Origin of the sequence: Sphingomonas sp. Leaf10 (assembly GCF_001421245.1) — a bacterium.
Classification (GTDB): domain Bacteria; phylum Pseudomonadota; class Alphaproteobacteria; order Sphingomonadales; family Sphingomonadaceae; genus Sphingomonas.
Genome location: NZ_LMKE01000014.1, coordinates 41,133 through 67,750, shown reverse-complemented (window position 1 = coordinate 67,750; position 26,618 = coordinate 41,133). Strand labels below are relative to the sequence as shown.

Below are 26,618 nucleotides of genomic sequence, written 5' to 3'. Positions count from 1 at the left end.
TGCTTCTTTACGCAATCGTGCGAGAAGTGGGACCCGGAGCCAGGGGGCGGCGGGAGGCGTGCTGCCGATCCGGTCTACCGCGCGGTTCCGGTCGCGCTCACCCTTCCGCGGCTGCGCCGCTCCCTCCCTCTCCCGCCGGGAGAGGGAACAGCGACTGTCTTACCGCGCCAGCAGCACCCGGGCCTGCCCGGCGATCTGGGCCAGCATCGCCGCACTCGCCACCGGGGCCTGCCGCGCGCGGTGGACCAGCGCCGCGAACTGGGCCACCCGGTCGCGGTTGGCGTCCAGCCATGCCTCGACGGCGGCCTGCGGGTCCTTGCCGGCGTTGCGGTTCAGGAAGTCGAAGCGCAGCTGCTGGAAATCTCGGGCGAGGCCGGCGATGAGCAGGCGTTCCCACGGATCGCCGGTCTGGATGCGCGCCGCGACCGCCTGTGCCCAGTCCAGCCCCAGCGCGAAGCCCAAATGAGTGAAGGCGAGCGTCAGCCGCGTCTCGTCGAGCTTCAACCGGCGGCCGAGATCGGCGAGGCCGACCGCGCCGTCGAGTTCGAACAGGCGCACGACCTGTCCGGCCAGTTCCTGCGGCGCGCCGGCATCCTGCAACACGCCAGCGATGCGGTCGCGCTGTTGCGCGGCCTCGGCGCGGAGCAGCGAGCTGGTCTGTCCGGCGAGGCTCGCCACCCCCTTTTGCAGATGCGCGACGGCATGGGCGGGCATGGTGCCGGCGGGGAAGGCGCGCAGCAGGTCCGCGATCTGCGAACGCACCCCGACCGCGACCTCGTCGAGCAGGGCGATGCGGGCGCGTTCCGAAATGTCGGCGCCCTCGATCCGGTCGTACAGCGCGTCGATGTCGAACAGCCGTTCGGCGGCGACGAACATCGCGGCGATATCGGCCAGCGCCTCGCCCTCTTCCTCCGCTAGCTCATAGACGTGCAGCACGCCCAGCCGGTTGACGATGCGGTTGGCAAGCTTGGTCGCGACGATTTCGCCGCGCAGGCGATGGTCGAAGATCGCCTGCTTGTGGGTCTCCTGCATCTCGCGGGGGAAGGCGGCGAGGAGGTCGCCGGCCATGTCGGCATCGGTGGCGAGGGCCGAGTGTTCGATCGCCTCCTGCAAGGCCAGCTTGACGCTGGCGAGCAGCACGGCGAGTTCGGGGCGGGCGAGGCCGCGCCCGTCCTGCGCCCGGCGGACATAGTCGTCGCCGGGTGCCAGCCCCTCGACCACGCGGTCGAGCTTGCCGGCGGCTTCGAGCAGTTCGATGACGCGGACATAGCTCGGCACCGCGACGGGGCCGTCATTCTCCATCACCGACAACGCCAGCGTCTGCAGCCGGTTATCCTCCAGCACCAGATGCGCGACATCGTCGGTCATGCGGGCGAGGAGCGCGTTGCGGTCGTCGATCGCGAGGCGGCCTTCGATCACCTCGCGGTTCAGCGCGATCTTGATGTTCACCTCGTTATCCGAACAATCGACGCCTGCCGAATTGTCGATGAAGTCGGTGTTGATCCGCCCGCCGGCCATGCTGAAGGTGATGCGTGCCGCCTGCGTCACGCCCAGATTCGCGCCTTCGCCGATCGCCTTGGCATGCAGCGACTGCGCATCGACGCGGATGCGGTCGTTGGCGGGATCGCCGACGTCGAGATGGCTTTCGGCGCGGTCCTTCACATAGGTGCCGATGCCGCCGAACCAGATCAGGTCGACCGGGGCCTTCAGGATCGCCGAGATGAGGGCGCTCGGCTCCATCTCGCGCTCGGTCACGCCCAGCATCGCACGGACCGGATCGGTGAGCGCAATCGTCTTAGCGGTGCGTGGGAACACGCCGCCGCCCGCCGAGATCAGCGACGGATCGTAATCGGCCCAGCTCGACCGGGGTAATGCAAACAGGCGGTCGCGTTCGGTCCAGCTGGCCGCCGCATCGGGTTCGGGGTCGAGGAAGATGTGGCGATGGTCGAACGCCGCCTTCAACCGGATCGCCTTGGACAACAACATGCCGTTGCCGAACACGTCGCCCGACATGTCGCCGCAGCCGACCACGTCGATCGCCTGCGTCTGCACGTCGACGCCCAGTTCGAGGAAGTGGCGCTGGACCGAGATCCACGCGCCCTTGGCGGTGATGCCCATCGCCTTGTGGTCATAGCCGACGCTGCCGCCGCTGGCGAAGGCGTCGCCCAGCCAGAAGTTGCGTTCGAGGGCGAGCGCATTGGCGACGTCGCTGAACGTCGCGGTGCCCTTGTCGGCCGCGACGACGAAATAGGGGTCTTCGCCGTCATGGATGGTCACGCCGTGGGGATGGACGACCTTCCCATCGACGATGTTGTCGGTGATCGACAGCAGCGAACGGATGAAGATGCGGTAGCTCTCGGTTCCCTCGGCCAGCCAAGCGTCGCGGTTCGACGGGGCGGGGAGCTGCTTGGGATAGAAGCCGCCCTTGGCCCCGGTCGGCACGATCACCGCGTTCTTGACCCGCTGCGCCTTCATCAGTCCCAGGATTTCGGTGCGGAAATCGTCGCGGCGGTCGGACCAGCGCAGCCCGCCGCGCGCGACCGGGCCGGCGCGCAGATGGATGCCCTCCACGCGTGGCGAATAGACGAAGACCTCGCGCCACGGCAGCGGCTTGGGCAGGCCCGGCACCTTCGCGCTGTCGAGCTTGAAGGCGAGGGCTTCGTTGGCGGCGGGCGCAAAGGCGTTGGTGCGCAGCGTGGCGGCGACGACGCCGCGATAGCTGCGCAGGATGCGGTCGTCATCGATCGCCGACACCGCGTCGAGACCGGTTTCGATCGCGGCATCGGCGGCGGCGATGCCGGCGTCGCGGTCGGCGCGCGACGGATCGTGCGCGGCGTTGAACCGCTCGATCAGCGCGGTGGCGACACCCGGCGCGCGGCGCAGCGCATCGACGGCGGTGGCGAGGCTGTAGCTCAATCCGGTCTGGCGCAGATAGCGGAACCATGCGCGCAACAGGACGACGGCGACGGGGGCGATGCCCGCCTCGACGGTCAGACGGTTGAAGACGTCGTTTTCGGCACGGTTCTCCAGCACCGCCTCGATCGCGCGCTCGACCACGGCGACGTCGAATTTGGGGGCGACGCCCGATGCCACCTCGACCTCGAAATCGTGGATGAAGCTCTTTTCGTCATCCTCCAGCCGGGTCGGCAGTTCCTCGATCACGCGGAAGCCGAAATTCTCGAACACCGGCACCGCATCCGACAGCGGCAGCGCGCCGCCACGGCGATAGACCTTGATCCGCATCCGCTCGCCCGGCGCCGACAGGATGCGCACCGAGCGCGACCCTGCATCGGTCAGCGCCGCGACGCGGACGATGTCGCGCGCGGCTTCGTCGGGCAGGTTCGAATTGCGATAGTTGTTGGGAAAGGCGTTGGCGAAGCGCAGCGCCATGCGCGTCGCCCCCTCGGGCGCCAGTTCGGCCAGCGCCCCCTCGACGGCGGCGCGCCAGCCGCGCACCATGCGTTCGATCCGCCGGTCTAGCTCGCCGGCCTCGGGCATGCGCCCGTCCTGCCGCAGGTCGAGGACGTAGCGGATCAGTGCTGCCTCACCATCCTCCATTGCGATCGACCAGTTGAGGATCGACGCGTTGGCCGCCTGTGCCAGCATGTCGCCGATCGCGAGGCGCCGCTGTGTGGTTACGTCGTCGCGGCCCAGCCACACGAACGCGAACAGATGCCGCCCCAACGCCGAGCGGATCAGTACCAGCCGCGAGCGCGGGCGATCGGCGACTGACATGGCGGTCAGCGCCAGCTGCTCCAGCGCCTCCGGGCTGAACGCGGTGGTCAGGTCGTGCGGCAGCGTCGAGATGGCGTGGGCGAGCGCCTTGCCGGCATGGCCCGAAGGGTCGAAGCCGAACTTGGTGCGCAGCGCCGCCAGGTTTCGACGCAATACCGGCACATCGGCCGGATCGGCCTGCAACGCCGCACTGGTCCACAGCCCGCCATGGATCGACACGCCGGTCACCGTGTCGCCCTCGACCACCGGCACCAGCACCAGATCGATCGGCGCACGGCGGTGGACGGTCGAGATGCAGTTGGATTTGAGCAGCAGCGGCTGGCGATTGCCGGCATCGAACCATTCGATCGCGCGCTGGCGCGACGCGTCGGCCAAGAGCGGCACTTCCAGCCTTGCGCGCGACAGGCCGAGGCGTTCGCCGACCACGCCGTCGCGCGACCAGCGTTCATGTGCCAGCTGCGTCAGGTTGCCCGCCACGAACCAGTTCAGCAGCGCCGCATCCTCGGCAGTGTCGGCGTGCGCGGTCAGGCGGGCGGCATCGGCCTGCATCGCCGCCTGCATCGCCCGCCAGTCGGCGACGGCGGCGCGGACATGGTCGAGATTGCGTTCGATCTCCGCGACCAGCGCGTGGCGCACGCGGGCATCGGCGCGCTCCATTTCGATATAGATCATCGATTCGCGGCGACCCTCGCCCGCCAGGTCGGTCAGCGTGCCCGCCGCGTCGCGGGTGACCGGCACGACCGGGTGCAGGATGCGGTCGATGGCGATGTCGTGGGCGACGATCGTGCTGGCGATCGAATCGACCAGGAACGGCATGTCGTCGTTGATGACCGCCAGCCGCATCCGTCGCGCCTCACCCCGGCTGAGTGTCTCCAAGGCGACGCTGACCGTGCCGGGCGATCGGTGCGCGGCGGTCGCCGCCACGAACTGCGCGGCATCGGCGCGGGCCGCTGCATCCAGACCTTCGATTTCGCCGGGGAGCGCACTGTCGACCAGCAGCGTTTCCAGGGGGCGGGCGAGCTTCGCTTTTGGTGTCATGGCCGGGCTATGCGACGGCTTTTCGACCGGCTCAACCCTTGTGGCAGTTGCGAACAAAATGTCGCGGTGCGGTAATTATATTACTCTTCGACTGCGGATCATGCGTTGCGGTGGAGTGGCCATGATTTCATCCGGAACCGGCGCAATAACGGGGCAGAGCGACTTGCATTTTGCAAGATTAGGGCGCCTGATGTCGCTCGATCCCGTTGCACGGGCAAGTGGAGCATAGCAATATGAAACGCTGTTTACTGTTCGTTGCTTGTGCCGTCGTGGCGATCCCGGCTGCCATGCCCGCTTATGCCCAGCTGACCGCGCCGGTCCGCAATGGCGACACCACCATCACCGTCACCGGCCGTAGTATGGACGGGCAGAAGGTCGACGGGAAGAAGATCGAGATGAGCGGCTGGCGGATGGCGGAAACGCCGCACGTCGCGGTGTTCAGCCAGGGTGACGAAAAGCGGCTGCGCGCGACCGCGCACAATCTGGAAAAGCTGCATTTCCTGCTGTCGGCGCTGTTGGGGCGGGTCGACCAGCCCGACGATACGATCAAGATCGCGGTGACGATCATCGGCGATGCGGCTGAGTTCGAGCATCTGCGGCTGACCGACTCGCGCTGGCAATATGGACCGTACCCGCATGAGTTTGCGCAGACCATCTATTACAATCCGCGCCCGGAAGGGCCGGTGCTGGCGACTACCGAGACCGACCTCAACCTGATCCTGCAACCGTCGCGGGGGCGTCCGACCAGTCGCAATTGCAGTGCCGGGGAAGACAGCCCGCTGCAAAGCAATTTCCCTGTCGTGCGCCCCGATCCGATCTCCAACGGGGAGACCGCCGAATATCTTTCGCAATTCCCGGCGAACGAGATCGTGGTCTGCCAGTCGGCCAACTCGCGGCTCTATAGCGGCTTCGCGCAAAATTATCTGATGACCTATTTCCCGGCCGCCTATCCGCGCTGGTTCGTGCAGGGGTTCGGCGAACTCTTTTCGACCATGGTCGCCGGGGATACCACCATCGATTACGGCCAGCGTCCCGAAGGCTTTTTCAAGGTCATGGACCGGTTCGGCGACTATCCGATCAAGCATGTCTTCGACGGTCGGTATCTGACCGGTGAGGGGCGGGCGTGGACCCCCTATCATGCGTGGCGGATGGTCCATTTCCTGTACTTCAACGACGCATGGAAACCGCGGCTGGAGCAATATCTCGCCGCCGTCGCCACCGGCACCGATCCGGAGCGAGCCGCCGGCGTGTTCGGCAAACTTGCCGACCTGCAACGCGCGGTCATGCTGTTTCGCGGCAGCAAGGCGCCGTTCGACCGCGTCACCTTTGCCGCCGATCGCATTGCCGAACCGACCATCCGCCGGCTGACGCGGGCCGAGGCGGGGCTGATCCGGGGGCGGCTGGAAATGGGGGCGCGGATCGACGTGCCCGACAGCGGGCCGAAGCGCGACGCGGCACTGGCGCGGCGCACGGCGTGGCTGGAGCGGTTGCGCGGCAACGCGACCCGCTTTCCCGACCTGATCGAGAACCAGCTGCTGCTGGCCGAGGCCGAGTGCCGCGCGGGCAATCCGGCCGAATGCTTGGCCGCTGCCGACCGTGCGCTGGTCCAGTCACCGGCCGATACCAATGCAATGGTGTGGAAGGGGACCGCGCTGACCCAATTGGCGATGCGCGCACCGGCAAGCGAGCGGCGCCAGCGGCTGGACGAAGCGCGTGGGTTTATCGTCAAGGCCAACCGGCAGGATCCCGACGGTATCCTGCCGCTGATCGCCTATTACAATAGTTTCGACGTGGCCGGCGACCGTGCCACCGATGTCGCGGTGGGTGGACTGTACAAGGTGGTGCAGGCGGTGCCTGCCGCGCCGGAGCCGCGGTTGAAACTGGGCGAGGAACTGGTCGCGCGCGATATCGACGAGGAGGCGCGCAGCACCCTGTTGCCGGTGGCGAAGGGGCCGTTCGAGACGCCCGAACAGGCGGCTGCGGCGGCGTTGTTGCCGAAGGTGAGCGGGCGGTAGGGGTTGCGGGTCGGTTGCAGCACATCGTCGGCGGTATGTGTCAGTGCAAGTTCAGGTGGCATGGGTCGATCGACGTTTGGTTGAAAGGTCGGTGAGCCGCTTCCTCCCTTGGCGAGGTGAGACAGTCTGGGGATGGCGAGGCGTTTCCTCGCGGGCCAACCCACCCCCAACCCCTCCCTTCCAGGGAGGGGAGAGAGGGGATCGAGACGTGAATGCTCGTATGACGGTTGGTCTGCCTAGCCCTTTAGAGCGCGATGACATGGTTTTGACCCGTTCGGCGAGCGCCCAGGCGCAACCGCATGGCGGCGGGCGAAAATGACTGTGTGGCGGCGTCGCTCGTCGGTCACGGGGGCAAGGCCCCGCTCCCTCCTCGCTCCTTGCCGCGCACTCATTTTCGCTCCGTCACGATGGGTCAAAACCATGTCATTACGCTCTAAGCTCCGGGTCCCCGCCTGACCCCACAGCAACGGCGCTGCCCGCCCGCCCAAATAAAGAAGCCAATTGTCTGATATGTCGTCTCGCGGTAAGGGCGTGACAACGTTGTCGGCAGCAAGCCGGTGGCGGCGGGGAGAGCGGCGATGCGCGGATGGGCGGTGGCACTGGCTTCATGGGCGCTGGTCGCGGGGACGGCCGCGTCGGCGGCGCCGGGTGAGGCGCCGCGGATCGAGAGCCGGGGTGGCCGCCACGCGCTGCTTGTCGATGGCGCGCCGTTCCTGATGCTGGGCATACAGGCCAATAATTCGAGCAACTATCCCGCGATGCTGCCGCAGGTGTGGCCGATGGTCGAACGGCTCCACGCCAATACGCTGGAGATCCCGGTCGCGTGGGAGCAGATCGAACCGGTCGAGGGGCAGTATGACTTCAGCTATCTCGACGCGCTGTTGCCGCAGGCGCGCGAACGTCGGGTGAAGCTGGTGCTTCTTTGGTTCGGGACGTGGAAGAACACTTCGCCCGGCTACGTCCCGGCATGGGTGAAGCGCGACAATGCGCGGTTCCCCCGGATGCGGACCAAGGAAGGCAAGACGCATTATGCGCTGTCGCCGCATGGGCAGGCGACGTTCGAAGCGGACAAGAAGGCGTTCGTGGCGCTGATGCGATACCTTAAGGAGCATGACCCCGATCACAGCGTCATCATGGTCCAGCCCGAGAATGAAGTCGGAGTGTACCAGCAGGCGCGCGACTATTCGCCCGAGGCCAACCGGCTGTTCGCGGGCGAGGTGCCGCCCGAACTGGCGAAGCAGACCGGCAAGCGCGGCAACTGGACCGCGGTTTATGGCGACAATGCCGAACCGGCGTTCAACGCCTGGTACATCGCGCGCTATATCGACCGGATCGCCGCGGCGGGGAAGGCGGTGTGGAAGCTGCCGATGTATGTCAACGCGGCGGTCGGCGGGCCGTTCGCCCCGCCGGGCAAGTCGGGTGGCGCCAGCGGCGGTCCCGACTGGCAGGTGATCGATGTGTGGAAGGCAGCGGCGCCGAACATCGATGCGGTCGCGCCCGACCTCTATACCCGCAGCGCCAAGGATTACCTCAAGTTCCTCGACCATTATGCGCGGGCGGACAATGCGTTGCTGGTGCCGGAAACCGGCAATGCCGCTGATTTCGCGCGCTTTTTGTGGCCGACGCTGGGGCGGGGCGGGATCGGCTGGGCGCCGTTCGGCATGGACGATACCGGCTATTCCAACCATCCGCTGGGCGCGGTGACGCTGGACGAGGCGACGCTGGATGCGTTTGCGCGGCCCTATGCGTTCCTGAAACCGATGGCGCGCGGCTGGGCGAAGCTGGCCTATTCCAACCCCGGCTGGGGTACTGCCAAGGATGCGCCGGAGGCCGAACAGGTGAAGGTCATGGGCCGGTGGCAGGTGTCGGCCAAATATGGCGAATGGCAGTTCGGGTCGATGGATTCACCGTGGCTGAAGGCTGCCCCGCCGCCGCATGCCGCGCAGCCGGTTGGCGGCATGGCGGTGCTGCACCTCGCGCCCGACCAGTTTCTGGTCACCGGCACCGATATCCGCGTGAACATCGAGCTTGCCGACAAGAGCAAGGGGGAGACCGCAATGTTCATCAAGGTCGAGGAAGGGACGCTGACCGATGACGGCAGCTTCGTGGCCCGCCGTGTGATGAACGGTGACCAGACCGATTATGGATTGAACTTTACCGCGCGGCCGATGCTGCTGCGCGTGACGATGGGGACGTATCGCTGATGAAGACGCTTCGCTGGACGCTGTTGTCGCTTGCCCTGTCGGTATCCATGCCGGCGCTGGCTGCCGAGGTGACGAAGGTCCCGGGCGGGGTGGTGGTGACCCCCGATGCCGGCCCCGCCAAGCGGGTGCGGGTGCTGGTCTATGGTCCCGACCGGTTCCGGGTGACGGCGGTGCCGAACGCGACCCTCGACACGCCCGACAGCCTGATGGTGACCGCCAAGCCCGCCGGCGACTTCACCGTGCGTGAGACGCCGAAGCTGGTCGTGGTCAAGACCGCCGGCGGATCGGCCGAGATCGACACCGATGACGGGCAGGTCCGCTTCCGCGATGCGGCGGGCAAGCTGACGCTGGAGGAAGCGCCGCGCGCCGCCTTTATCCCGCGCAATGCCGGGGGCGAGCAGTTCGTCTCGATCCGGCAGCAGTTCAACCGTGGCACCGACGAAGGCTTTTACGGTCTCGGCCAGCATCAGAACCGGCAGATGAATTACAATGGCGAGGACGTCGAACTCGCCCAGCACAATATGGACATCGGCATCCCCTTCGTCGTGTCGACGAAGAAGTACGGGGTGCTGTGGGACAATAACGGCATCACCCGCTTCGGCAATCCGCAGCCCTACAAGCTGGTCGGCGATGGGATGAAGGTCACTTCGGGCGGGCAGGCCGGCTGGCAGGCGCAATATTATCTGGGCGATCGCCTTGCCGTCACGCGCCGCGAACCGACGATCAACTATCAGTTCATCAAGGATCAGGCGAACTGGCCGGCCGAGGCCAAGGCGCAGACCGTCGCCGCGACCACCGGACAGAATACCGCCGGCAATGCGGTGCAGACGCAGAAGGTGGTGTGGACCGGCACCGTCATGCCGAGCACGACCGGCGTCCAGAAATTCCGCCTCTATTCGTCGAGCTATGTGAAAGTGTTCGTCGACGGCAAGGAGGTACTGAACCGCTGGCGGCAGAACTGGAATCCGTGGTTCCATAATTTCGATCTGCCGATGACCGCGGGCAAGGCCGCCGAAGTGCGGATCGAGTGGGAGCCGAATGCCGGCTATATCGCGCTGTTCCAGAACGATCCGTTGCCGCAAGCCGACCGCCATTCGCTGTGGTGGTCGTCGGACGTCGCCCATGCGCTCGATTATTATTATGTCGGGGGCAAGGATATGGACGGCGTCATCGCCGGATACCGCGCGCTGACCGGCAAGGCGGCACTGATGCCGCGCTGGGCCTATGGCTTCTGGCAGAGCCGCCAGCGCTACAACACCCAGGCGGAACTGCAGGGCGTCGTCGCTGAATATCGCAAGCGTAGGCTTCCGCTCGATAATATCGTGCAGGACTGGTTCTATTGGCCCGAGGATCAATGGGGCTGCCATTGCTTCGATCCCGCGCGTTTTCCCAAGCCGCAGCGGATGGTCGACGACGTCCATGCACAGGACGCGCGGATCATGATTTCGGTGTGGCCGAAATTCTATCCGAACACCAAGAACGCGCAGGAACTGGCGGCCAAGGGCTATCTGTACCAAGGCAACCTGATCGCCAACGAGAAGGATTGGGTGGGTCGAGGCTATCGCAACACCGATTATGACCCCTATGCGCCGGAAGCGCGCAGCATCTATTTCCGGCAGATGAAGGACGCACTGGTCGACAAGGGCTTCGATGCGTGGTGGATGGACGCGACCGAGCCGGACATCCATTCGAACCTGTCGATCGAACAGCGTATCGAGCGGATGGGACCGACCGCGCAGGGGCCGGCCGAGGAATTCTTCAACAGCTATCCGCTGGTCCATGCCGAGGGGGTCACCGATGGCCTGCGCGTCGCGAAACCCGACGTGCGGCCGTTCATCCTCACCCGCTCGGGCTATGGCGGCGTGCAACGCGCCAGTGCCGCCCTGTGGTCGGGTGACGTCGCATCGCGCTGGGACGATCTGCGTGACCAGATTTCGGCGGGCGTCAACCTGTCGATGTCGGGCGTGCCCAACTGGACGCACGATATCGGCGGCTTCGCGGTCGAGGAGCGCTATGCCAAGAAGGACCCCGCGCATCTGGCCGAATGGAAGGAACTGAACCTGCGCTGGTTCCAGTTCGGCGCGTTCAGCCCGTTGTTCCGCAGTCATGGCGAGACGCCGTACCGCGAAATCTATGAACTGGGGGCGAGCGATCCGGCGCTGTACGATGCGCTCGCGAAGTATGACCGGCTGCGGTACAGGCTGCTGCCCTACATCACCTCGCTGGCGGCCGAGACGTGGCATCGCGACGGGACGATGATGCGCGGACTGGCGATGGACTTCACCGCCGACCGCAAGAGTTGGGGCGTCGACGACGAATATATGTTCGGGTCAGCGTTCCTGGTGGCGCCGGTGACGCAATATCGCGCGACCAGCCGTTCGGTCTATCTGCCGGCCGGGGCCGACTGGTACGACTTCGCGACCGGCGCGTATGTGAAGGGCGGGCAGACGATCACCGCCGCCGCGCCGATGGCGGTGCTGCCGCTCTATGTCCGGGCCGGATCGATCGTGCCGACCGGGGCCGAGGTGCAGTCTACCGCCGAGAAGCTGGACGCGCCGTACGTGCTGCACGTTTTTACCGGCAAGGACGGCAGCTACACGCTGTTCGAGGATGATGGCCTTTCCGAAGGCTATCGCAAGGGACAGTCGTCGCAGATCCCGCTGACGTGGAACGAGGCGAGCAAGACGCTGACGATCGGCGCGCGCAAGGGTAGCTTTGCCGGCATGACCGCGAAGCGGGCGATATCGGTGCGCTTCCATACACCGGGTTCGGCGGTGGCGCCGGATTTCGCGGACAATGCGGCGACGGCGTTTACGTATGACGGGCGCGAGGTGAAGGTGCCGTTACGGGCGCGCGCACGAACGAAATAAGGTACGTCATTCCCGCGAAGGCGGGAATCCATATATGCTATTGGTGCGTAAGAGCCGCACCGTTGGCGGCAATGGATTCCCGCCTTCGCGGGAATGACGATTCTTGGCGGAGAATGGCATGGCAATCGCGGAACGGGTGGCATTCGGGACGCTGGACAACGCGCCCGCCGAGGCGATCGAGCTTCGTGCGGGGCAGTTGTCCGCCCGCGTCCTGCCGTTCGGCGCGACGCTGCAATCGCTGTGTGTGCCCGATCGCGATGGGGCGGTGGCCGATATCGTGCTGGGGTTCGACGCTGTGCAATCCTATCGCGACCGGCCGTCGTGGTTCGGGGTGACGGTCGGGCGCTATGCCAACCGGATCGCGCTCGGGCGGTTCAGCCTCGACGGGCGGACCTACACCCTCGAAACCAACAACGCGCCCAACCACCTGCACGGCGGATCGGACGGGTTCGACCAGCGGCTGTGGGACGTGGCCGAGATCGGCAGCGACGATGACGCGGCATGGGTGCGCCTTACGCTGATCAGTCCCGATGGCGATGCCGGCTATCCGGGGACGGTGGAGGCCGGTGCGACCTATCGCCTGACCAATGACGCGCTGACCATCGAATATGACGCGACGACCGATGCGCCGACCGTCGTCAACCTGACCAACCACGCCTTTTTCGACCTGAGCGGGCGGGGTGAGGCGCTGCGCCATCACCTGACGATCGAGGCGGATGCGTTCCTGCCGGTCGATGCGACGTCGATTCCTACGGCCGAGCAGCGCACGGTCGCCGGCACGCCGTTCGATTTCCGCACCCCCCATGCGATCGGCGATCGGGTGCGCGACGGGCGGGACGACCAGATCGCGATCGGGCGCGGCTACGATCATAATTTCATCGTGCGTGGTGAGCCGGGGACGCTGCGTCCCGCCGCCACGCTCGCCGATCCGGGGTCGGGGCGGACGATGACGCTGTCGATCACCGCGCCGGGACTGCAACTCTATTCGGGCAATTTCCTGGGCGGGGCGGAGCCGGGGAAGGGTGGGCGGCTGTACCGGCAGGGCGATGCCGTGTGTCTGGAGCCGCAAGCCTATCCCGACACGCCGAACCGACCGGAATTTCCCTCCGCACGGCTCGATCCGGGTCAGCGGTGGAACAGCATTATACGGTTTGCGTTCTCCGTCGGCTGAACGCCTGTGCCGCGCCGCGACGAACCTTCGTTGCGCGGCGCACAACCCTGCTTGACGAAAACGTTTGCGTTTGCGAACGGCTTAAATCCTATGAAGCACCCCCTTCTCCTCGCCGCCTCCGCCGCGGCCTTCGCCCTTTCGGCCTGTGGTCAGTCGCAGCCGGAGCAGCTCGACACGCGCGCGCCCGATCCGCTGGCATCGCAGCTCGCCAACCGTGCCCCGGTGGAACTACCCCCGCCCGTCAAGGCCAGCGTGACGTTCCGTTGCAAGGACAACAGCCTCGTCTATGTCGACTTCTTCGAAGGCGAAACGCAGGCGAACTTCCGCGCCAAGCAGGGCGAAATGCCCGTCCGCCTGAAGGCCGAGGAAAAGGGCAAGCCGCTGACCGCCGAGGGTGGTTACAGCCTGACCGGTACGCCCAAGACAATCACCCTGACCCAGCCGGGCAAGGCGGCGCAGGCCTGCAACGCCTGATCCGATTACCGATGGCGGCTCCCTTCCGGGCCGTTGTCGTGACATATGCCTGACGGCCGGCGGAGCGATCCGCCGGCCGTTTTCTTGTTGGGGCGGCTTTACTCCCCTCCCTGACAAGGAGGGGTTGGGGTGGGTTGGCCGGTTGTGGAGCGCTCACCCTCCCTCGCGGGCCTACCCACCCCCGGCCCCTCCCTTTCAGGGAGGGGAGTCGATGGTTCAGTACTTAACCCGCGTCGCGCGCAGCTTGTAGCGCTTGAGCGCGTCCTGCACGCTGCCGGTGCCGGCCAGATGCCCGGCGCCGACGGCGACGAAGACGGTGCCGGGGCGCTTCATCCGTTCCCCGATCCACTTGGCCCAGCGGGCATTGCGATCGGTCAGCAGGACGCGGCGCAGTTCGGGCGAAACGGTCATGTCCTCGTTCATCGTCGCGGCGAGCGCGGCGGGATCGCCCTTGGCCCATTGGTCGACCATCTTGTCGACCTGTTCGCCCGCGGTCGGCAGTTCCTTGATCGTTTCGCTTAGGAACGTGACCTGCGCGGCGTCGGACAGCGCATCGAAAAAGCCGAATTGCTGTTCGAGCGTCTCCAGCCCGGTGACCGGCTTGCCCGCGACCTTCGCAGCCTGCGAAATCGTCTGCTCGGCGCCGCTCTGCGGGTCATAGCCCTGCTTCTGCAACGTCACGAGCGTCAGCGTCGAGGCGGCGAACCACGGGTCGAGCTGTTCGAGCGCCCCGGCCGGCAAGCCGGCATCGGCGACCGCCTTGGTATAGGCTTCGCGTTCGGCGGCGGGGAGTTTTTCGCTCAGCTTCGGGCCGGTCACGTTGACGGCGGACTTCATCACCGCCGCCTGCGCCTGTTCAGGCGTCGGCATCGGGATTTCGAGCACGACCTCGTTCGATTTGTCGAACGCGGTCTTCACCGCTTCGTCGAACCACGACAGGCCGGGTTTCAGGACGTGGATCGTCCCGAACAGATAGATGGTCGTGTCCTTGTCCTTGACCACCCACAATGCCGGATCGGCGTCGCGCGAAGTCGCGGCGGCGGGGTCGGAAGCCGGGGTTTCGGCAACCGGGGCCGGTGCGGTCTGCGCCATGGCGGGCAGGGCGGTCATCAGGCTGAACGCGGCGCCGAAGCGCAGCAGGATCGAGGACATCGACATCTCCACAGGGCCGGCGGACCGGCGGTGTCGCCTGCATAGCAGCGGCGCTTGCCATGCGACAGGCCGCAGGAACGGACGCGGCAGACGCTTCGTTCAAAGAGTTCTCCGCCCGATATCCGGGCCTTGCCGGGAACTCCGCCATGCCGAACACCACCGCCGCCCCCGATCGTCCTGATACGGGGGAGCATGCGATCGGTCCGATCGCGGCATGCCTGGCGGTGGAGGTCGCGAAACGCCCGGTGCTGTTCGTGGCGAGCGACGAGACCCGCGCCGGCGCGATCGCCGCGGCACTGACGGCGTTCGCGCCGGGGGCGGATGTCGTGTATCTGCCGGCCAGCGACGCGTTGCCCGGCGACGATGCGCCTGCTTCGCCCGGCAATGCCGGGGCGCGCGTCGCGGCGCTGCGGCGGTTGCGCATGGCGTCGGTGACCAAACGGCGCGTCGCCTGCATCACCGCGCCCGAGGCGACGGCACTGCGCATCGCCACCCCGGAAGATTTCGACGCCGCCCCGCCGGTGCTGCGAATCGGCGATGCGATCGACATGGCCGACTTCGCCGACCGCGCGGTCGAACTGGGTTATGTGGTCGACGATCGGGTCGACGAACCGGGCGAGGTCGCGGTGCGCGGCGGGGTGGTCGATATCTTTCCCGCCGATGCGATCTGCCCGATCCGGGTGACCGTGGCGGACGGCGCGATCACCACGATCCGCAGCTATGATCCGGTAACGCAGCGCGGCGACACCGATTTGGGCGAGGTGACGATCGGTCGCGCGGCCGAACCGGTGACGATGAAGGGCGTGTCGCTGCTCGACCATCTGCCGGGGGCGGCGGTGGCGATGGACCCCGATGCCGAGCGGCGGCGCGCACGGTTCCTCGATCTGGCCGAGGATGCGACCCGGCGGCGGCGGCGCGATGCGGCGACGCTGGTCGACCGGCAGGCTTGGGAGGCGTTGCTCAAGGAGCGCGACCGGATCGGCCTCCCCAAGGACGAACCGGCGCCGCCGCGCTTCGTCACCCACCGCGCGCCGGCCCGCGCGTTCGGCAAGTTCGCGCGCGAGGTGCTCGACGGCGGGCGGCTGGTACTGGCGGGTAGTCCGCGCGACCTGCGCTTCCTGCGCAAGCGGCTGGCGACGCTCGGCCGGACCGAGCCGGTGACAATCGACGCATGGGACGAGGCGGTCCGCGCCGAACCGGGCAGCGCGATGCTGCTGACCGCACCGATCGATCGCGGTTTCGTGGCGGACGGGGTGACGGTGGTCGCGGGCGGCGACCTGCTCGGCGGGCGGGCGCGCGGCGACGAACTGGCGGCGGCGAGCGCCAATCCGCTGTTTGCGGAGGCGGGCGAACTGCGTGTCGGCGACGTGATCGTGCACGAGGATTTCGGTATCGGCCGCATCGTCGGGCTGGAGCAGTTGCCGGGCGAGGAAGCGGGCGATGCGATCGTGCTCGAATATGCCAAGGGCGCACGACGGCTGGTGCCGGTGGTGGAGGCGGATCGCATCTGGCGCTATGGCGCGGATGGCGATGCGGTGAGCCTCGACGCGCTCGACGGGTCGAGCTGGCAGAAGCGGCGCGGCGCGATCGACGCGGCGATTGCCGAGAGCGCGCGCGAACTGGCGGCGATCGCGGCGGAGCGCGACGCGATCGAGGTGGCGCCGATCGAGGCGGATATTGCCGCCTATGAACGCTTTGCCGCCGGCTTTCCGTTCACCGAGACCCCCGATCAGGCGCGCGCCATCGCCGCTGCCCGCGCCGATCTGGCGGCGGGGCGGCCGATGGACCGGCTGGTGATCGGCGATGTCGGCTATGGCAAGACCGAGGTCGCGCTGCGTGCCGCCGCGATCGTCGCGCTGTCGGGGCGGCAGGTCGCCATCGCCGCGCCGACCACGGTGCTGGTGCGCCAGCATGTCGAAACCTTCCGTCGCCGCTTCGAGGGGACAGGGATCGAGGTCACCGGCCTGTCGCGCCTGTCCGATGCGGCGGAGAAGAAGCGGGTCAAGGCGGGCCTTGCCGACGGATCGATCGGCGTCGTGATCGGGACGCAGGCGGTGGCGGGCAAGGGCGTCGACTATCACGACCTCGCGCTGGTGGTGATCGATGAGGAACAGCGTTTCGGCGCGAAGGACAAGGCGAAGCTTCGCGAACTGTCCGACCATGTCATGACGCTGTCGGCGACGCCGATCCCGCGCACGTTGCAAAGCGCGCTGATCGGGTTGCAGCAACTCTCGGTCCTCGCCACCCCGCCGGCGCTGCGCCAGCCGATCCGGACGGCGGTGACCAATTTCGACGAGGTGACGGTGCGCACCGCATTGCTGCGCGAACGCACGCGCGGTGGGCAAAGCTTCGTCGTGGTGCCGCGCATCGAGGATATCGAACCGCTGGAGGCACGACTGCGCAAGCTGGCGCCCGAACTGACGCTGACCGTCGCGCATGGCAAGATGCCGGCGGCGGAGATCGACGCGGCGATGGTCGGTTTTGCCAATGGCGAGGGTGACGTGCTGCTGGCGACCAACATCATCGAGGCCGGGCTGGACGTGCCGCGCGCCAACACGATGATCGTCCACCATGCCGACCGGTTCGGCCTGTCGCAGCTGCACCAGTTGCGCGGGCGGGTAGGGCGCGGCGGGCGGCGCGGGCAGATATTGCTGCTGACCGACCCCGACCATGCGATCGCCGAGGCGACGCTGAAGCGGTTGCGGACGTTGCAGGCGTTCGACCGGCTGGGTGCGGGGTTTGCGATCAGTGCGCGCGACCTCGACCTGCGCGGGGCGGGCGATCTGGTCGGCGAGGCACAGGCCGGGCATATGAAGCTGATCGGCATTGACCTGTATCAATATCTGCTCGGTCGTGCGTTGCGTGCGGCGCGCGGCGAGGTGGTCGACCGGGTCGTGCCCGAACTGCATCTCGGCATCGCCGGGCGGCTGCCGGAAACGTGGATTCCAGAGACCGAGGTGCGGCTGGTCCTGTACGGCCGGTTGGCACGGATCGAAAGCGAAGGTGCGCTCGATGCGTTCGAGGAGGAACTGGAGGACCGGTTCGGTGCCCTGCCCGAGGAAGCGCGGCTGTTGATCGATCTGGCGCGTATCCGTTTGCTGGCGCAGGCGGCGGCGGTGGCGAAGGTCGATGCCGGACCTGCCGCCATCGCGCTGACACCGCAGGGCGGGGGCGCGGTGCCCGATATCGACGGGCTGACCGAAAAGAACGGGCGCTGGATCATGCCGACGCGGATCGACGACGCCGGCGAACGGCTGACCAAGGTGCGCGACGTGCTGGAGACGGTGGCGGTCTGAAAACCGCTGGCGTCGGTGCCGATCCTGGCGGATGTTGCGGGGATGACAGCGATCTTCATCACCGGCGGCGGGTCGGGCATCGGGCGGGCGGTGGCGCAACTGTTTGCCGCGCGCGGCTGGCGGATCGGCCTGGCGGACGTGAATGCCGCCGGGCTGGCGGAGACGGCGGCATTGTTGCCGGGCGGTGCGGCGACGTTCGTGTTCGACGTGACCGATCGCGCCGCATGGGATGCGCCCCTTGGCCGTTTTGCGGGGGGCGGGGGCATCGACGTGCTGTTCAACAATGCCGGCATCGCCGCCGGCGGGGTGTTCGCAGAGATGACTGCCGCCACGATCGAACGGACGATCGCGGTCAACCTGACCGGGGTGATCCATGGCGCCCATGCGAGCCACCCGTTCCTGAAGGCGAGCGGCGGTTGCCTGCTCAACACCGCATCGGCGGCGGGGATTTACGGAACGGCGGGGGCGGCGGTCTATTCGGCGACGAAGTTCGGGGTGCGTGGGCTGACCGAGGCGCTCGACGGCGAATGGGCGGCGGACGGCATCCGCGTGCGCTCGCTGATGCCGGGCTTCATCGATACGCCGCTGCTCGACGCGTCGCTGGTCGGCAGCAACTATAATGTCCGGCAGCAAGTGCGCGCGGCGGGGCTGGAGTTCACCCCCGTCGCGGTGGTGGCGCAGGCGGCGTGGGACGCGGTGCATGGCGACAGCATCCACACACCGGTCGGCCCCACCGCCAAACGGATGCGCTTCGCCGCGCGGTGGATGCCGGGTAAATTGCGGCAACAGATGCGGCGGCGATAGGATCGCACCGGTTCGTCATGTCGAGTTTTGCTGACAGGACGGGGCGGGCAGTGCTTTCCCCGGCTCCCACAACCGCCTATACGACGGCAATGACCGCGCAGACGATCACCCTGCCCGCCGACTGGCGCGATTTCCTTGCCCTTACCAAGCCGCGAGTGATGACGCTGGTCGTCTTTACCGGGCTGTGCGGCATGCTGGCCGCGCCGGTCGCGATCCATCCGGTGATCGGCTTCACCGCCGTGCTGTGCATCGCGCTGGGCGCCGGGGCGGCGGGTGCGCTGAACCAGTGGTACGAAGCCGATCTCGACGCGAAGATGAAGCGGACGCAGGGGCGGCCGCTCCCCGCCGGTCGGATGGATCGGCAATCGGCGCTGCATTTCGGCGTCGGCCTGTCGATCTTTTCGGTCGTGCTGATGGGGTTGGCGGTGAACCTGGCCGCCGCCGCAATCCTGACCGTGTCGATCCTGTTCTACGTGCTGGTCTATACCGTGTGGCTGAAGCGTCGGACGCCGCAGAATATCGTCATCGGCGGGGCGGCGGGCGCGTTTCCGCCGCTGATCGGCTGGGCGGCTGCGACCGGCGATGTCGCGCTGCTGCCGTTCCTGCTGTTCTGCCTCGTCTTCCTGTGGACGCCGCCGCATTTCTGGGCGTTGGCGCTGTTCGTGAAGACCGATTACGCCAACGCCGGCGTGCCGATGCTGCCGGTGGTGGCGGGTGAGCGCACGACACGGACCCAGATCGGCCTCTACACCATCCCCATGGCTGCGGTCGCGGTGGCGCCGTGGCCGCTAGGGCTGACCGGTGCGATCTATGGCGTCGCCGCCTGCCTGCTGACCGCGACCTTCGGGCTGCTGGCGGTGCAGGTCGCGGTGCGTTCGACGCGGCAGGACGACAAGATGAAGCCCGAAAAGCGGCTCTTCGCCTTCTCGATCCTGTATCTCTTTGCGATCTTCGGCGCACTGGTCGCCGATCGGTGGATTTTGGCATGAGCGAACAGGACGACCGCATCCGCGCCCGGCAGCGCGAACGGGCAAAGGTAATGGCGTGGCTGCTCGGCGGCTTCGTCGTGCTGTTGTTCGCGATCACGATCGTGAAGATTCAGGCGGGAATGGGCGCATGACCCGCAATCTGCGGGTCGCGTTGATGGCGGTGGCGGCGGTGGTCGGCATGACCGGGGTCGGGTTCGCCAGCGTGCCGCTGTACCGCATGTTCTGTCAGGTGACCGGCTTCAACGGCACCACCCAGCGCGGGCAACAGGCCCCCGGCGGCATCGGTGACAAGGTCGTGGTGCGCTTCGACACCAATACCAATCCGGCGTTGGGATGGGAATTCAGGCCCGAGCGCGCGTCCGAAACCGTCGATATCGGCGCGCGCGACATGGCGTTCTTCACCGCGAAGAACCTGTCCGACCGCCCGGTCACCGGCACCGCCACCTTCAACGTGACGCCCAGTCAGGCGGGCAAATATTTCACGAAAATCCAGTGCTTCTGCTTCACCGAGCAGACGCTGCAGCCGGGTGAGAAGGTGCGCATGCCGGTCATCTTCTTCGTCGATCCCAAGATCCACGACGACCCCGATGCGAAGGACATTCGCGCAATCACCCTATCCTACACATTTTACCCGGTGGATTCGGGCGCGACGAAGAGCTAGGATCGCGCGCAAACACGCTCCGCAAAAGGCGCGAACAGCTTAGGGACGGATGATGGCAGGCGCGAAGAACCACGATTTTCATATCCTGCCCCCCAGCATCTGGCCGCTCGCCAGTTCGATGGCCGCCTTCATGATGGCGGCGGGCGGCGTGATGTATCTGAACGAAGCGCCGCTCGGCGGGTTCGTGTTCGGGGCCGGGCTGATCGCTACGCTCGCCTGCATGGGCTTCTGGTGGGCCGACGTGATCCGCGAATCGAAGGCGGGCGACCATACGCCGGTGGTGCAGCTTCACCTGCGCTACGGCATGATCCTGTTCATCGCGTCCGAAGTGATGTTCTTCGTCGGCTGGTTCTGGTCGTGGTTCGACTTCTCGCTCTTCCCCGCCGCGATCCAGTATAATCACGAAGACGGCGTCTCGCTGATCGAGGCGGGCAACACCGCCGTCGCCGCGCAATGGCCGCCGGCGGGCCTCGAAGTGCTCAACGCCTTCGAACTGCCGCTGCTCAATACCTTCATCCTGCTGCTGTCGGGCACCACCGTGACATGGGCGCATCATGCGCTGATCCACAACCAGCGTGGTGGCGCGCTGAAGGGGCTTTGGGGCGCGATCGGCGTGGGCGAGAATGACGGCGTCAAGAAGGGGCTGTGGCTGACCGTCATCCTCGGCGCGCTGTTCTCGTGCATCCAGGCCTATGAGTATATCCATGCGCCGATGCCGTTCAAAGGTCTGAACTATGGCGCCGCCTTCTACATGGCGACCGGGTTCCATGGCTTCCACGTGCTGGTCGGCACCATCTTCCTCGCGGTCAACCTGATCCGCGCCTATCAGGGCGACTTTACGCCCAAGCAGCATTTCGGGTTCGAAGCGGCGGCATGGTATTGGCACTTCGTCGACGTGGTGTGGTTGTTCCTGTTCGTCGTCATCTATGTGTGGGGCGGCTGGGGCGCGCCGATCCACGGCGGCTGATGCCCGATCAACCGGGCGCAGGCGGTCCCGCGCCCTTCGATTGCGGCGTGCGCGGCCTGTGCCCGCGTTGCGCCGCACCGACCCTGTTCCGCAGTCCCGTCGCCTTTGCCGATCGCTGTTCGGTCTGTGGCCTTGATTTCGCCGCGTTCAATGTCGGTGACGGGCCGGCGGCGTTCCTGACGCTCGGCATCGGCACGATCATCACCATCCTCGCCATCTGGCTGGAACTTGCCGCCGGTCCGCCATGGTGGGTCCATGTGCTGCTATGGGTGCCGCTGACCATTTTGGGCGTCGTCGGCAGCCTGCGCATCGCCAAGGGCATGTTGATCGCGCTCGAATATAAGCGTGGCGCGCGCGAAGGCCGGATCGACCCGCGCTTGTGAAACGCCTGCCGATTCTTCCGACGCTGATCGTGCTGCTCGCCGTCGCGGCGATGGTCGCGTTGGGCGTGTGGCAATTGCAGCGCCGGGCGGAAAAGGCGATGCTGATCGCCCATGCCCGCGCCAATCTCGATCGCCCGGCGCAACCGCTGCCGGCACGGATCACCGACGACCTGTTGTTGGCGCGCGTCACCGCCATCTGCGCGCAGGTCGGCGATTGGACGATGGGTGCCGGCCGCGCGGTCGATGGCAGTTCGGGGTATCGCCACATCGCGGCGTGTACCGGCCCGACTGGCCAGCCGTTCCGCGTCGACATGGGTGTCGCTGCCAATCCGAAGCTGCGCCCGGTCTGGTCCGGCGGCCCCGTCGCCGGCACGCTCAGCCAGGCGCCCGGTGGCCCGACGCTGCTCGACCGACTGACCGGTCGTGCCACGCCGCCCGCACCGATGATCGTGTCCGATACCCCCGCCACCGGCCTTCGCGCCAGCCACCGCCCCGATCCCGCCAGCCTGCCCGACAACCACCTCGCCTACGCGGTGCAGTGGTTCGCCTTCGCCTTGGCCGCGGTCATCACATACTTGCTGGCACTTCGCCGCCGCAGCCGCTAACCGCACACCCCATGCGGTATGTCAGCACCAGGGGCCGTGCGCCCGATCTCGACTTCGCCGGCGCGACGCTGGCCGGTTTGGCCAGCGATGGCGGCCTGTATCTGCCCGACGCATGGCCGACGCTGACCCGCGAGGAGATCGCCGCGCTGGCGGGGCTGAGCTATGCCGAGACCGCCGCCAGGGTTATGGCGCCGTTCGTCGGCGATGCGCTCAGCGAATCCGAACTGCTGGAACTGTGCGAAACCGCCTATGGCCGGTTTAGCCACAAGGCGGTGACGCCGCTGGTGCAGATCGATCACGACCAGTGGCTGCTCGAATTGTTCCACGGGCCGACACTGGCGTTCAAGGACGTCGCGCTGCAACTGCTCGGGCTGTTCTTCGAACGCTTCCTGACCGGCACGACCGAACGGTTGACGATCATCGGCGCGACCAGCGGCGATACCGGATCGGCGGCGATCGACGCCGTGGCGGGCCGCGAGCATATCGACATCTTCATGCTGCACCCGGCGGGCCGCGTGTCCGACGTGCAGCGGCGGCAGATGACGACCGTGCTGTCGCCCAACGTCCATAACATTGCGATCGAAGGGGATTTCGACACCGCGCAGGCGCTGGTGAAGGCGATGTTCAACGACCCCGCGTTTTCGGGTCGCTTCCGCCTGTCGGCGGTGAACTCGATCAACTGGGCGCGCCTGATGGCGCAGGTCGTCTATTATTTCTATGCCGCCGTGCGGCTGGGCGGACCGGACAAGGCAATTGCCTTCTCGGTCCCCACCGGCAATTTCGGCGATGTGTTCGCCGGCTTCGTCGCGGCGCAGATGGGGCTGCCGATCGCCAAGCTGATCGTCGCGACCAACGTCAACGACATCCTGCACCGCGCGCTGACCAACGGCGATTATTCGAGCGCGCAGGTGACGCCGACCGCGACCCCGTCGATGGATATCCAGGTCAGCTCGAACTTCGAACGCCTGCTCTACGACCTTGGCGGACGGGATGGCGTGGCGCTCGGCGAGCAGATGCGCGGCTTCGAAGCGAGCCGCGCGATGCGGCTGACCAATGCGCAGCATCAGGGCGCGGGCGCGCTGTTCCAGAGCGAGCGCGTCGATGGCGACCGCATGGCGCAGGCGATGCGCTGGGCCTGCGACCATGCCGCGCAGACCATCGACCCGCACACCGCCATTGCCCTTGCCGCCGCACTCGACAGCGGCATCGACGCGCCGATGGTGACGCTGGCCACCGCCCATCCGGCCAAATTCCCCGACGCGGTCGAGCGCGCGATCGGCACCCGCGCCCCGCTGCCGCCGCGTGTCGGCGACCTGTTCGATCGCGAGGAACGCTATGTCACCTTGCCCGCGACGTTCGAGGCGGTGACGGAATGGATCGCCGAACGGGCGACGCCGCGCGCGTAATGGACCCGATCGCACTTATTGGCGAACCATGGGGCGATTACGGGCTGATCGATTGCGGCCATGGTCGCAAGCTCGAACGCTATGGCCCGTATCGCTTCATCCGGCCCGAGCCGCAGGCGATGTGGGCGCCGGCGCTGGCCGAGTGGGACGCGCATGGCGAATTCGTGCCGGGGTCGGACGAGGATGGCGGCGGGCGCTGGCAGTTCTTCAAACAGCCCCCGCGCGACTGGCCGCTGACGTGGCGCGAGGTGTGCTTTTCGGCGAGCAACACGCCGTTCCGGCATCTGGGTTTCTTTCCCGACATGGCGCCGGTCTGGGACTGGATGCGCGGGCGACTGGACGGCGCGACCGATCCCGAATGCCTGAACCTGTTCGGCTATACCGGCGTCGGCAGCCTTGCGCTCGCGGCGGCGGGGGCGCGGGTCGTCCATGTCGATGCGTCGAAGAAATCGGTCGAGCAGGCGCGCGCCAATGCCGCGCTGTCGGAGATGACCGACAAGCCGGTCCGCTGGCTGGTCGAGGATGCGGCGAAATTCGTCGCGCGCGAGGTCCGGCGCGGACGGCGCTATGACGGCATCATCCTTGATCCGCCGAAATGGGGGCGCGGGCCGAATGGCGAGGTGTGGAAGCTGGAGGAGCATCTCTCGGGCATGATCGCCGATTGCCGGCAGTTGCTCGACGGCAATTCACGGTTCCTGTTCCTCACGGTGTACGCGGTGCGCATGTCGGCGCTGGCGATCGGCGAATTGCTGCGGCAGTCGCTCGGCGATCTGGGCGGGCGGGTCGAATGCGGGGAACTCGGCGTGCGCGAGGAAACGCGCGGGCTGACGCTGCCGACGGCGATCTTTGCGCGGTGGACCAACTCCTAAATTCTCCCCGTGCCGGGAAGGATTTCAGGTCCGGCCGATCCGCATCGCCGCGCCTGCCACCACCGGTCCGCCCGCACACAGTAACAGGCTGGTCGCTGCCAGCAGCTTCATCGCCGCTACGCCGCCCTCCAGCGCCCCGGCCCCGAAAATCACGATCGGTAACGCCAGCGGCAGCATCACCAGCCCCGCCACCGCGCCGCCGCCGCGCAATCCCGCGACCAGCGCCGCCGTCGCGACACTCAGCGCCGCCAGCCCCGGCGTCCCGATCAGCAACCCCGCCTCCAGCAGCAGCAGCGTGGGCGCATCGATCCCCAGCAACGCCGCCGCCAGCCCCGCCGCCAGCATCACCGCCGGCGCGAAGCCCAGCCAATGGCCGATCGTCTTGGCCAGCGCGATGCCGCTGTCGCTCCACCCGCGCACGACCAGTTGATCGACCACGCCGCTATCGACATCGGGCGCGACCAGCCGCTCGATCGGCAGCAGCGCCGCCAGCAGCGCCGCCGCCCATGCCACCCCGCCGCCGATCCGGGCGAGCAGCACCGCATCCGGGCCGATCGCGAAGGGAAACAGCGTCGCCACCAGCAGGAAGAAGGCAACCGGCAACAGCAACCCGCCGCCGCTCCACGCGATCCGCAATTCGCGGACGATCAGCGGGGTCATAGCGTCACCACCCGCGCGCCCGGCAGCGCCACCGGCACATGACTGGCGACCAGGACCGCTCCGCCCCCATGACGATGCACCGCGATCGCCGCTTCCAGCCGTTCGAGCGATGCCGCATCCAGCCCGTTGGCCGGCTCGTCGAGCAGCCACAGCGGCGCGCCACCGGCGATCACCCGCGCGATCGCGGCGCGGCGGCGTTGCCCGGTCGACAGCATCCGCACCGGCACCTCCGCCAGTGCATCGATCCCCATCGCCGCCAGCGCCGCCACCACCCGGCCGCGCGCGCCGTCCAACCCGGCCCAGAAGCCCAGCGCCTTCACCAGCGGTAGTTGCGGGTCGAGCGCTGCCGCTTCACTCAACAACGCCACCGCCCTGCCGCGCACGACGCTACCTTCGGCCGGCGGCAACAGACCGGCGGCGATCCGCACCAGCGTCGATTTGCCGACCCCGTTCGGCCCCTGCACCAGCAACGCCGCGCCGGCCCCCAGATCGAACGACAGGTCGGCGAACAGCATCCGCTGTCCCCGCGCGCCGCTGACCCGATCGAACGTCAGCAGGCTCAATCCGCGTCTTCCAGCGCGCGCATGTCATCATCGGACAGGCCGAAATGATGGCCGACCTCATGCACCACGACATGCCGGATCAGGTCGCCCAGATCGACGCCGGTCTCGCACCATTCGGCGAGCAAGGGCTGGCGATACAGATGGATGCGATCGGGCAGGCGCATCCCGTCGAACATCGATTTCTCACCGATCGGGCTGCCATGATACAGGCCGGTCAGCTCGTACGGCTCCATCTCCATCGCTGCCAGCGTTTCGTCGTCGGCAAACTCTTCGACCAGCAGGACGATGTCCGATAGGTGGCCGGCGAACGGTTCGAGAATGCGGGCAAGCGCCGCGCGCGCCAACGCTTCCATCTCGGCGGCACTCGGGGCGGTTCGCGCTTGATCGGACATGGCCCAAGCAATAGGCGTTCGCCATCAGGAGACAAGGGAGGGACGATGGAACCGCTGAGCCAAGCCGAACGCGCCGACGCGCTGGACGGCCTGCCCGACTGGGACCATGATGCGGGGCGCGATGCGATCGTCCGCAGCTTCACCTTCGACAATTTTTCGCAGGCGTTCGCGTTCATGACGCAGGTGGCGTTGCTGGCGGAGAAGGCCGATCACCATCCCGAATGGTCGAACGTCTATAACCGCGTCGACATTCTGCTGACCACGCATGACGCGGGCGGGCTGTCGGACCGTGATATCGACATGGCACAGGCGATCGACGCGCTGGTGGAGTAGGCGGGGTCCCGTACACGTTGACAGGTAAGGG

Annotated in this window: 21 protein-coding genes; 16 read left to right on the top strand and 5 right to left on the bottom strand. The window is 67.2% G+C overall.

Translation table 11 applies throughout. From position 1 onward, the window contains the following. Positions 1-159: 159 nt before the first annotated feature. Entirely contained in the window at positions 160-4,773 is a 4,614-nt protein-coding gene (locus ASE59_RS12545; RefSeq protein ID WP_056456581.1) for an NAD-glutamate dehydrogenase domain-containing protein, read from the bottom strand. Between the two features lie 233 nt (positions 4,774-5,006). On the opposite strand from ASE59_RS12545, the gene ASE59_RS12540 reads away from it, so the two are divergent. The 5 genes from ASE59_RS12540 (at position 5,007) to ASE59_RS12520 (ending at position 13,507) form a co-directional block, all read left to right on the top strand. Next, positions 5,007-6,788, top strand: a complete 1,782-nt coding sequence (locus ASE59_RS12540; RefSeq protein WP_156360061.1) for a hypothetical protein — start codon at positions 5,007-5,009, stop codon at positions 6,786-6,788. A 578-nt stretch (positions 6,789-7,366) separates the two neighbouring features. Continuing rightward, positions 7,367-8,992, top strand: a complete 1,626-nt coding sequence (locus ASE59_RS12535) for a DUF5597 domain-containing protein (protein WP_056456575.1) — start codon at positions 7,367-7,369, stop codon at positions 8,990-8,992. Further along, positions 8,992-11,862, top strand: a complete 2,871-nt coding sequence (locus ASE59_RS12530) for a TIM-barrel domain-containing protein (RefSeq protein WP_082458358.1) — start codon at positions 8,992-8,994, stop codon at positions 11,860-11,862. Before ASE59_RS12535 ends, ASE59_RS12530 begins: the two co-directional genes overlap by 1 nt. 118 nt (positions 11,863-11,980) lie before the next feature. Then, entirely contained in the window at positions 11,981-13,033 is a 1,053-nt protein-coding gene (locus tag ASE59_RS12525; RefSeq protein ID WP_056456573.1) for an aldose epimerase family protein, read from the top strand. A 90-nt stretch (positions 13,034-13,123) separates the two neighbouring features. Then, positions 13,124-13,507, top strand: a complete 384-nt coding sequence (locus ASE59_RS12520; RefSeq protein ID WP_056456571.1) for a hypothetical protein — start codon at positions 13,124-13,126, stop codon at positions 13,505-13,507. Between the two features lie 216 nt (positions 13,508-13,723). On the opposite strand, the gene ASE59_RS12515 is transcribed toward ASE59_RS12520, so the two are convergent. Continuing rightward, on the bottom strand, positions 13,724-14,659 hold the full coding sequence (locus tag ASE59_RS12515) for a TraB/GumN family protein (protein ID WP_056456658.1): 936 nt from the start codon (positions 14,657-14,659) through the stop codon (positions 13,724-13,726). Between the two features lie 146 nt (positions 14,660-14,805). On the opposite strand from ASE59_RS12515, the gene ASE59_RS12510 reads away from it, so the two are divergent. The 10 genes from ASE59_RS12510 to ASE59_RS12470 all read left to right on the top strand — a co-directional run bounded on the left by ASE59_RS12510 (position 14,806) and on the right by ASE59_RS12470 (position 24,639). Beyond that, entirely contained in the window at positions 14,806-17,955 is a 3,150-nt protein-coding gene (locus tag ASE59_RS12510) for a helicase-related protein (protein ID WP_082458355.1), read from the top strand. A 42-nt stretch (positions 17,956-17,997) separates the two neighbouring features. After that, positions 17,998-18,759 (top strand): SDR family oxidoreductase, encoded by a 762-nt coding sequence (locus ASE59_RS12505; protein WP_056456569.1) that lies wholly within the window; start codon positions 17,998-18,000, stop codon positions 18,757-18,759. 89 nt (positions 18,760-18,848) lie between these two features. Continuing rightward, positions 18,849-19,748 carry a heme o synthase gene (locus ASE59_RS12500; RefSeq protein WP_056456566.1) on the top strand — a complete coding sequence of 300 codons (900 nt, stop codon included), beginning with the start codon at positions 18,849-18,851 and terminating at the stop codon, positions 19,746-19,748. Beyond that, positions 19,745-19,879 (top strand): hypothetical protein, encoded by a 135-nt coding sequence (locus tag ASE59_RS20930; RefSeq protein ID WP_268795281.1) that lies wholly within the window; start codon positions 19,745-19,747, stop codon positions 19,877-19,879. Before ASE59_RS12500 ends, ASE59_RS20930 begins: the two co-directional genes overlap by 4 nt. Further along, positions 19,876-20,409: a cytochrome c oxidase assembly protein gene (locus ASE59_RS12495; protein WP_056456564.1), complete on the top strand. Its 534-nt coding sequence runs from the start codon at positions 19,876-19,878 to the stop codon at positions 20,407-20,409. The genes ASE59_RS20930 and ASE59_RS12495 overlap by 4 nt, the downstream gene beginning before the upstream one ends. 52 nt (positions 20,410-20,461) lie before the next feature. Beyond that, entirely contained in the window at positions 20,462-21,376 is a 915-nt protein-coding gene (locus ASE59_RS12490; RefSeq protein WP_056456652.1) for a cytochrome c oxidase subunit 3, read from the top strand. Then, entirely contained in the window at positions 21,376-21,759 is a 384-nt protein-coding gene (locus ASE59_RS12485) for a DUF983 domain-containing protein (protein ID WP_056456562.1), read from the top strand. The genes ASE59_RS12490 and ASE59_RS12485 overlap by 1 nt, the downstream gene beginning before the upstream one ends. Further along, on the top strand, positions 21,756-22,364 hold the full coding sequence (locus tag ASE59_RS12480; protein WP_235515750.1) for an SURF1 family protein: 609 nt from the start codon (positions 21,756-21,758) through the stop codon (positions 22,362-22,364). The genes ASE59_RS12485 and ASE59_RS12480 overlap by 4 nt, the downstream gene beginning before the upstream one ends. A gap of 11 nt (positions 22,365-22,375) precedes the next feature. After that, the gene (gene thrC / locus ASE59_RS12475) at positions 22,376-23,770 is read left to right on the top strand and encodes a threonine synthase (protein WP_056456561.1); all 1,395 of its coding nucleotides are present in this window, start codon (positions 22,376-22,378) and stop codon (positions 23,768-23,770) included. Further along, on the top strand, positions 23,770-24,639 hold the full coding sequence (locus tag ASE59_RS12470; RefSeq protein WP_056456559.1) for a class I SAM-dependent methyltransferase: 870 nt from the start codon (positions 23,770-23,772) through the stop codon (positions 24,637-24,639). The genes thrC and ASE59_RS12470 overlap by 1 nt, the downstream gene beginning before the upstream one ends. A 24-nt stretch (positions 24,640-24,663) precedes the next feature. Here ASE59_RS12470 and ASE59_RS12465 read toward each other — a convergent pair whose 3' ends face one another. From ASE59_RS12465 to ASE59_RS12455, 3 genes are read right to left on the bottom strand one after another with little or no spacing between them, the layout of a single operon-like run. After that, positions 24,664-25,299, bottom strand: coding sequence for a heme exporter protein CcmB (locus ASE59_RS12465; protein ID WP_056456556.1), 636 nt, complete (start codon positions 25,297-25,299; stop codon positions 24,664-24,666). Beyond that, positions 25,296-25,814, bottom strand: coding sequence for a heme ABC exporter ATP-binding protein CcmA (gene ccmA, locus ASE59_RS12460; protein WP_414899185.1), 519 nt, complete (start codon positions 25,812-25,814; stop codon positions 25,296-25,298). The genes ASE59_RS12465 and ccmA overlap by 4 nt, the downstream gene beginning before the upstream one ends. 44 nt (positions 25,815-25,858) lie before the next feature. Further along, positions 25,859-26,254 (bottom strand): metallopeptidase family protein, encoded by a 396-nt coding sequence (locus ASE59_RS12455; protein ID WP_056456552.1) that lies wholly within the window; start codon positions 26,252-26,254, stop codon positions 25,859-25,861. A 45-nt stretch (positions 26,255-26,299) separates the two neighbouring features. On the opposite strand from ASE59_RS12455, the gene ASE59_RS12450 reads away from it, so the two are divergent. Then, positions 26,300-26,587 (top strand): 4a-hydroxytetrahydrobiopterin dehydratase, encoded by a 288-nt coding sequence (locus ASE59_RS12450; RefSeq protein WP_056456550.1) that lies wholly within the window; start codon positions 26,300-26,302, stop codon positions 26,585-26,587. The last annotated feature ends 31 nt before the right edge of the window (positions 26,588-26,618 follow it).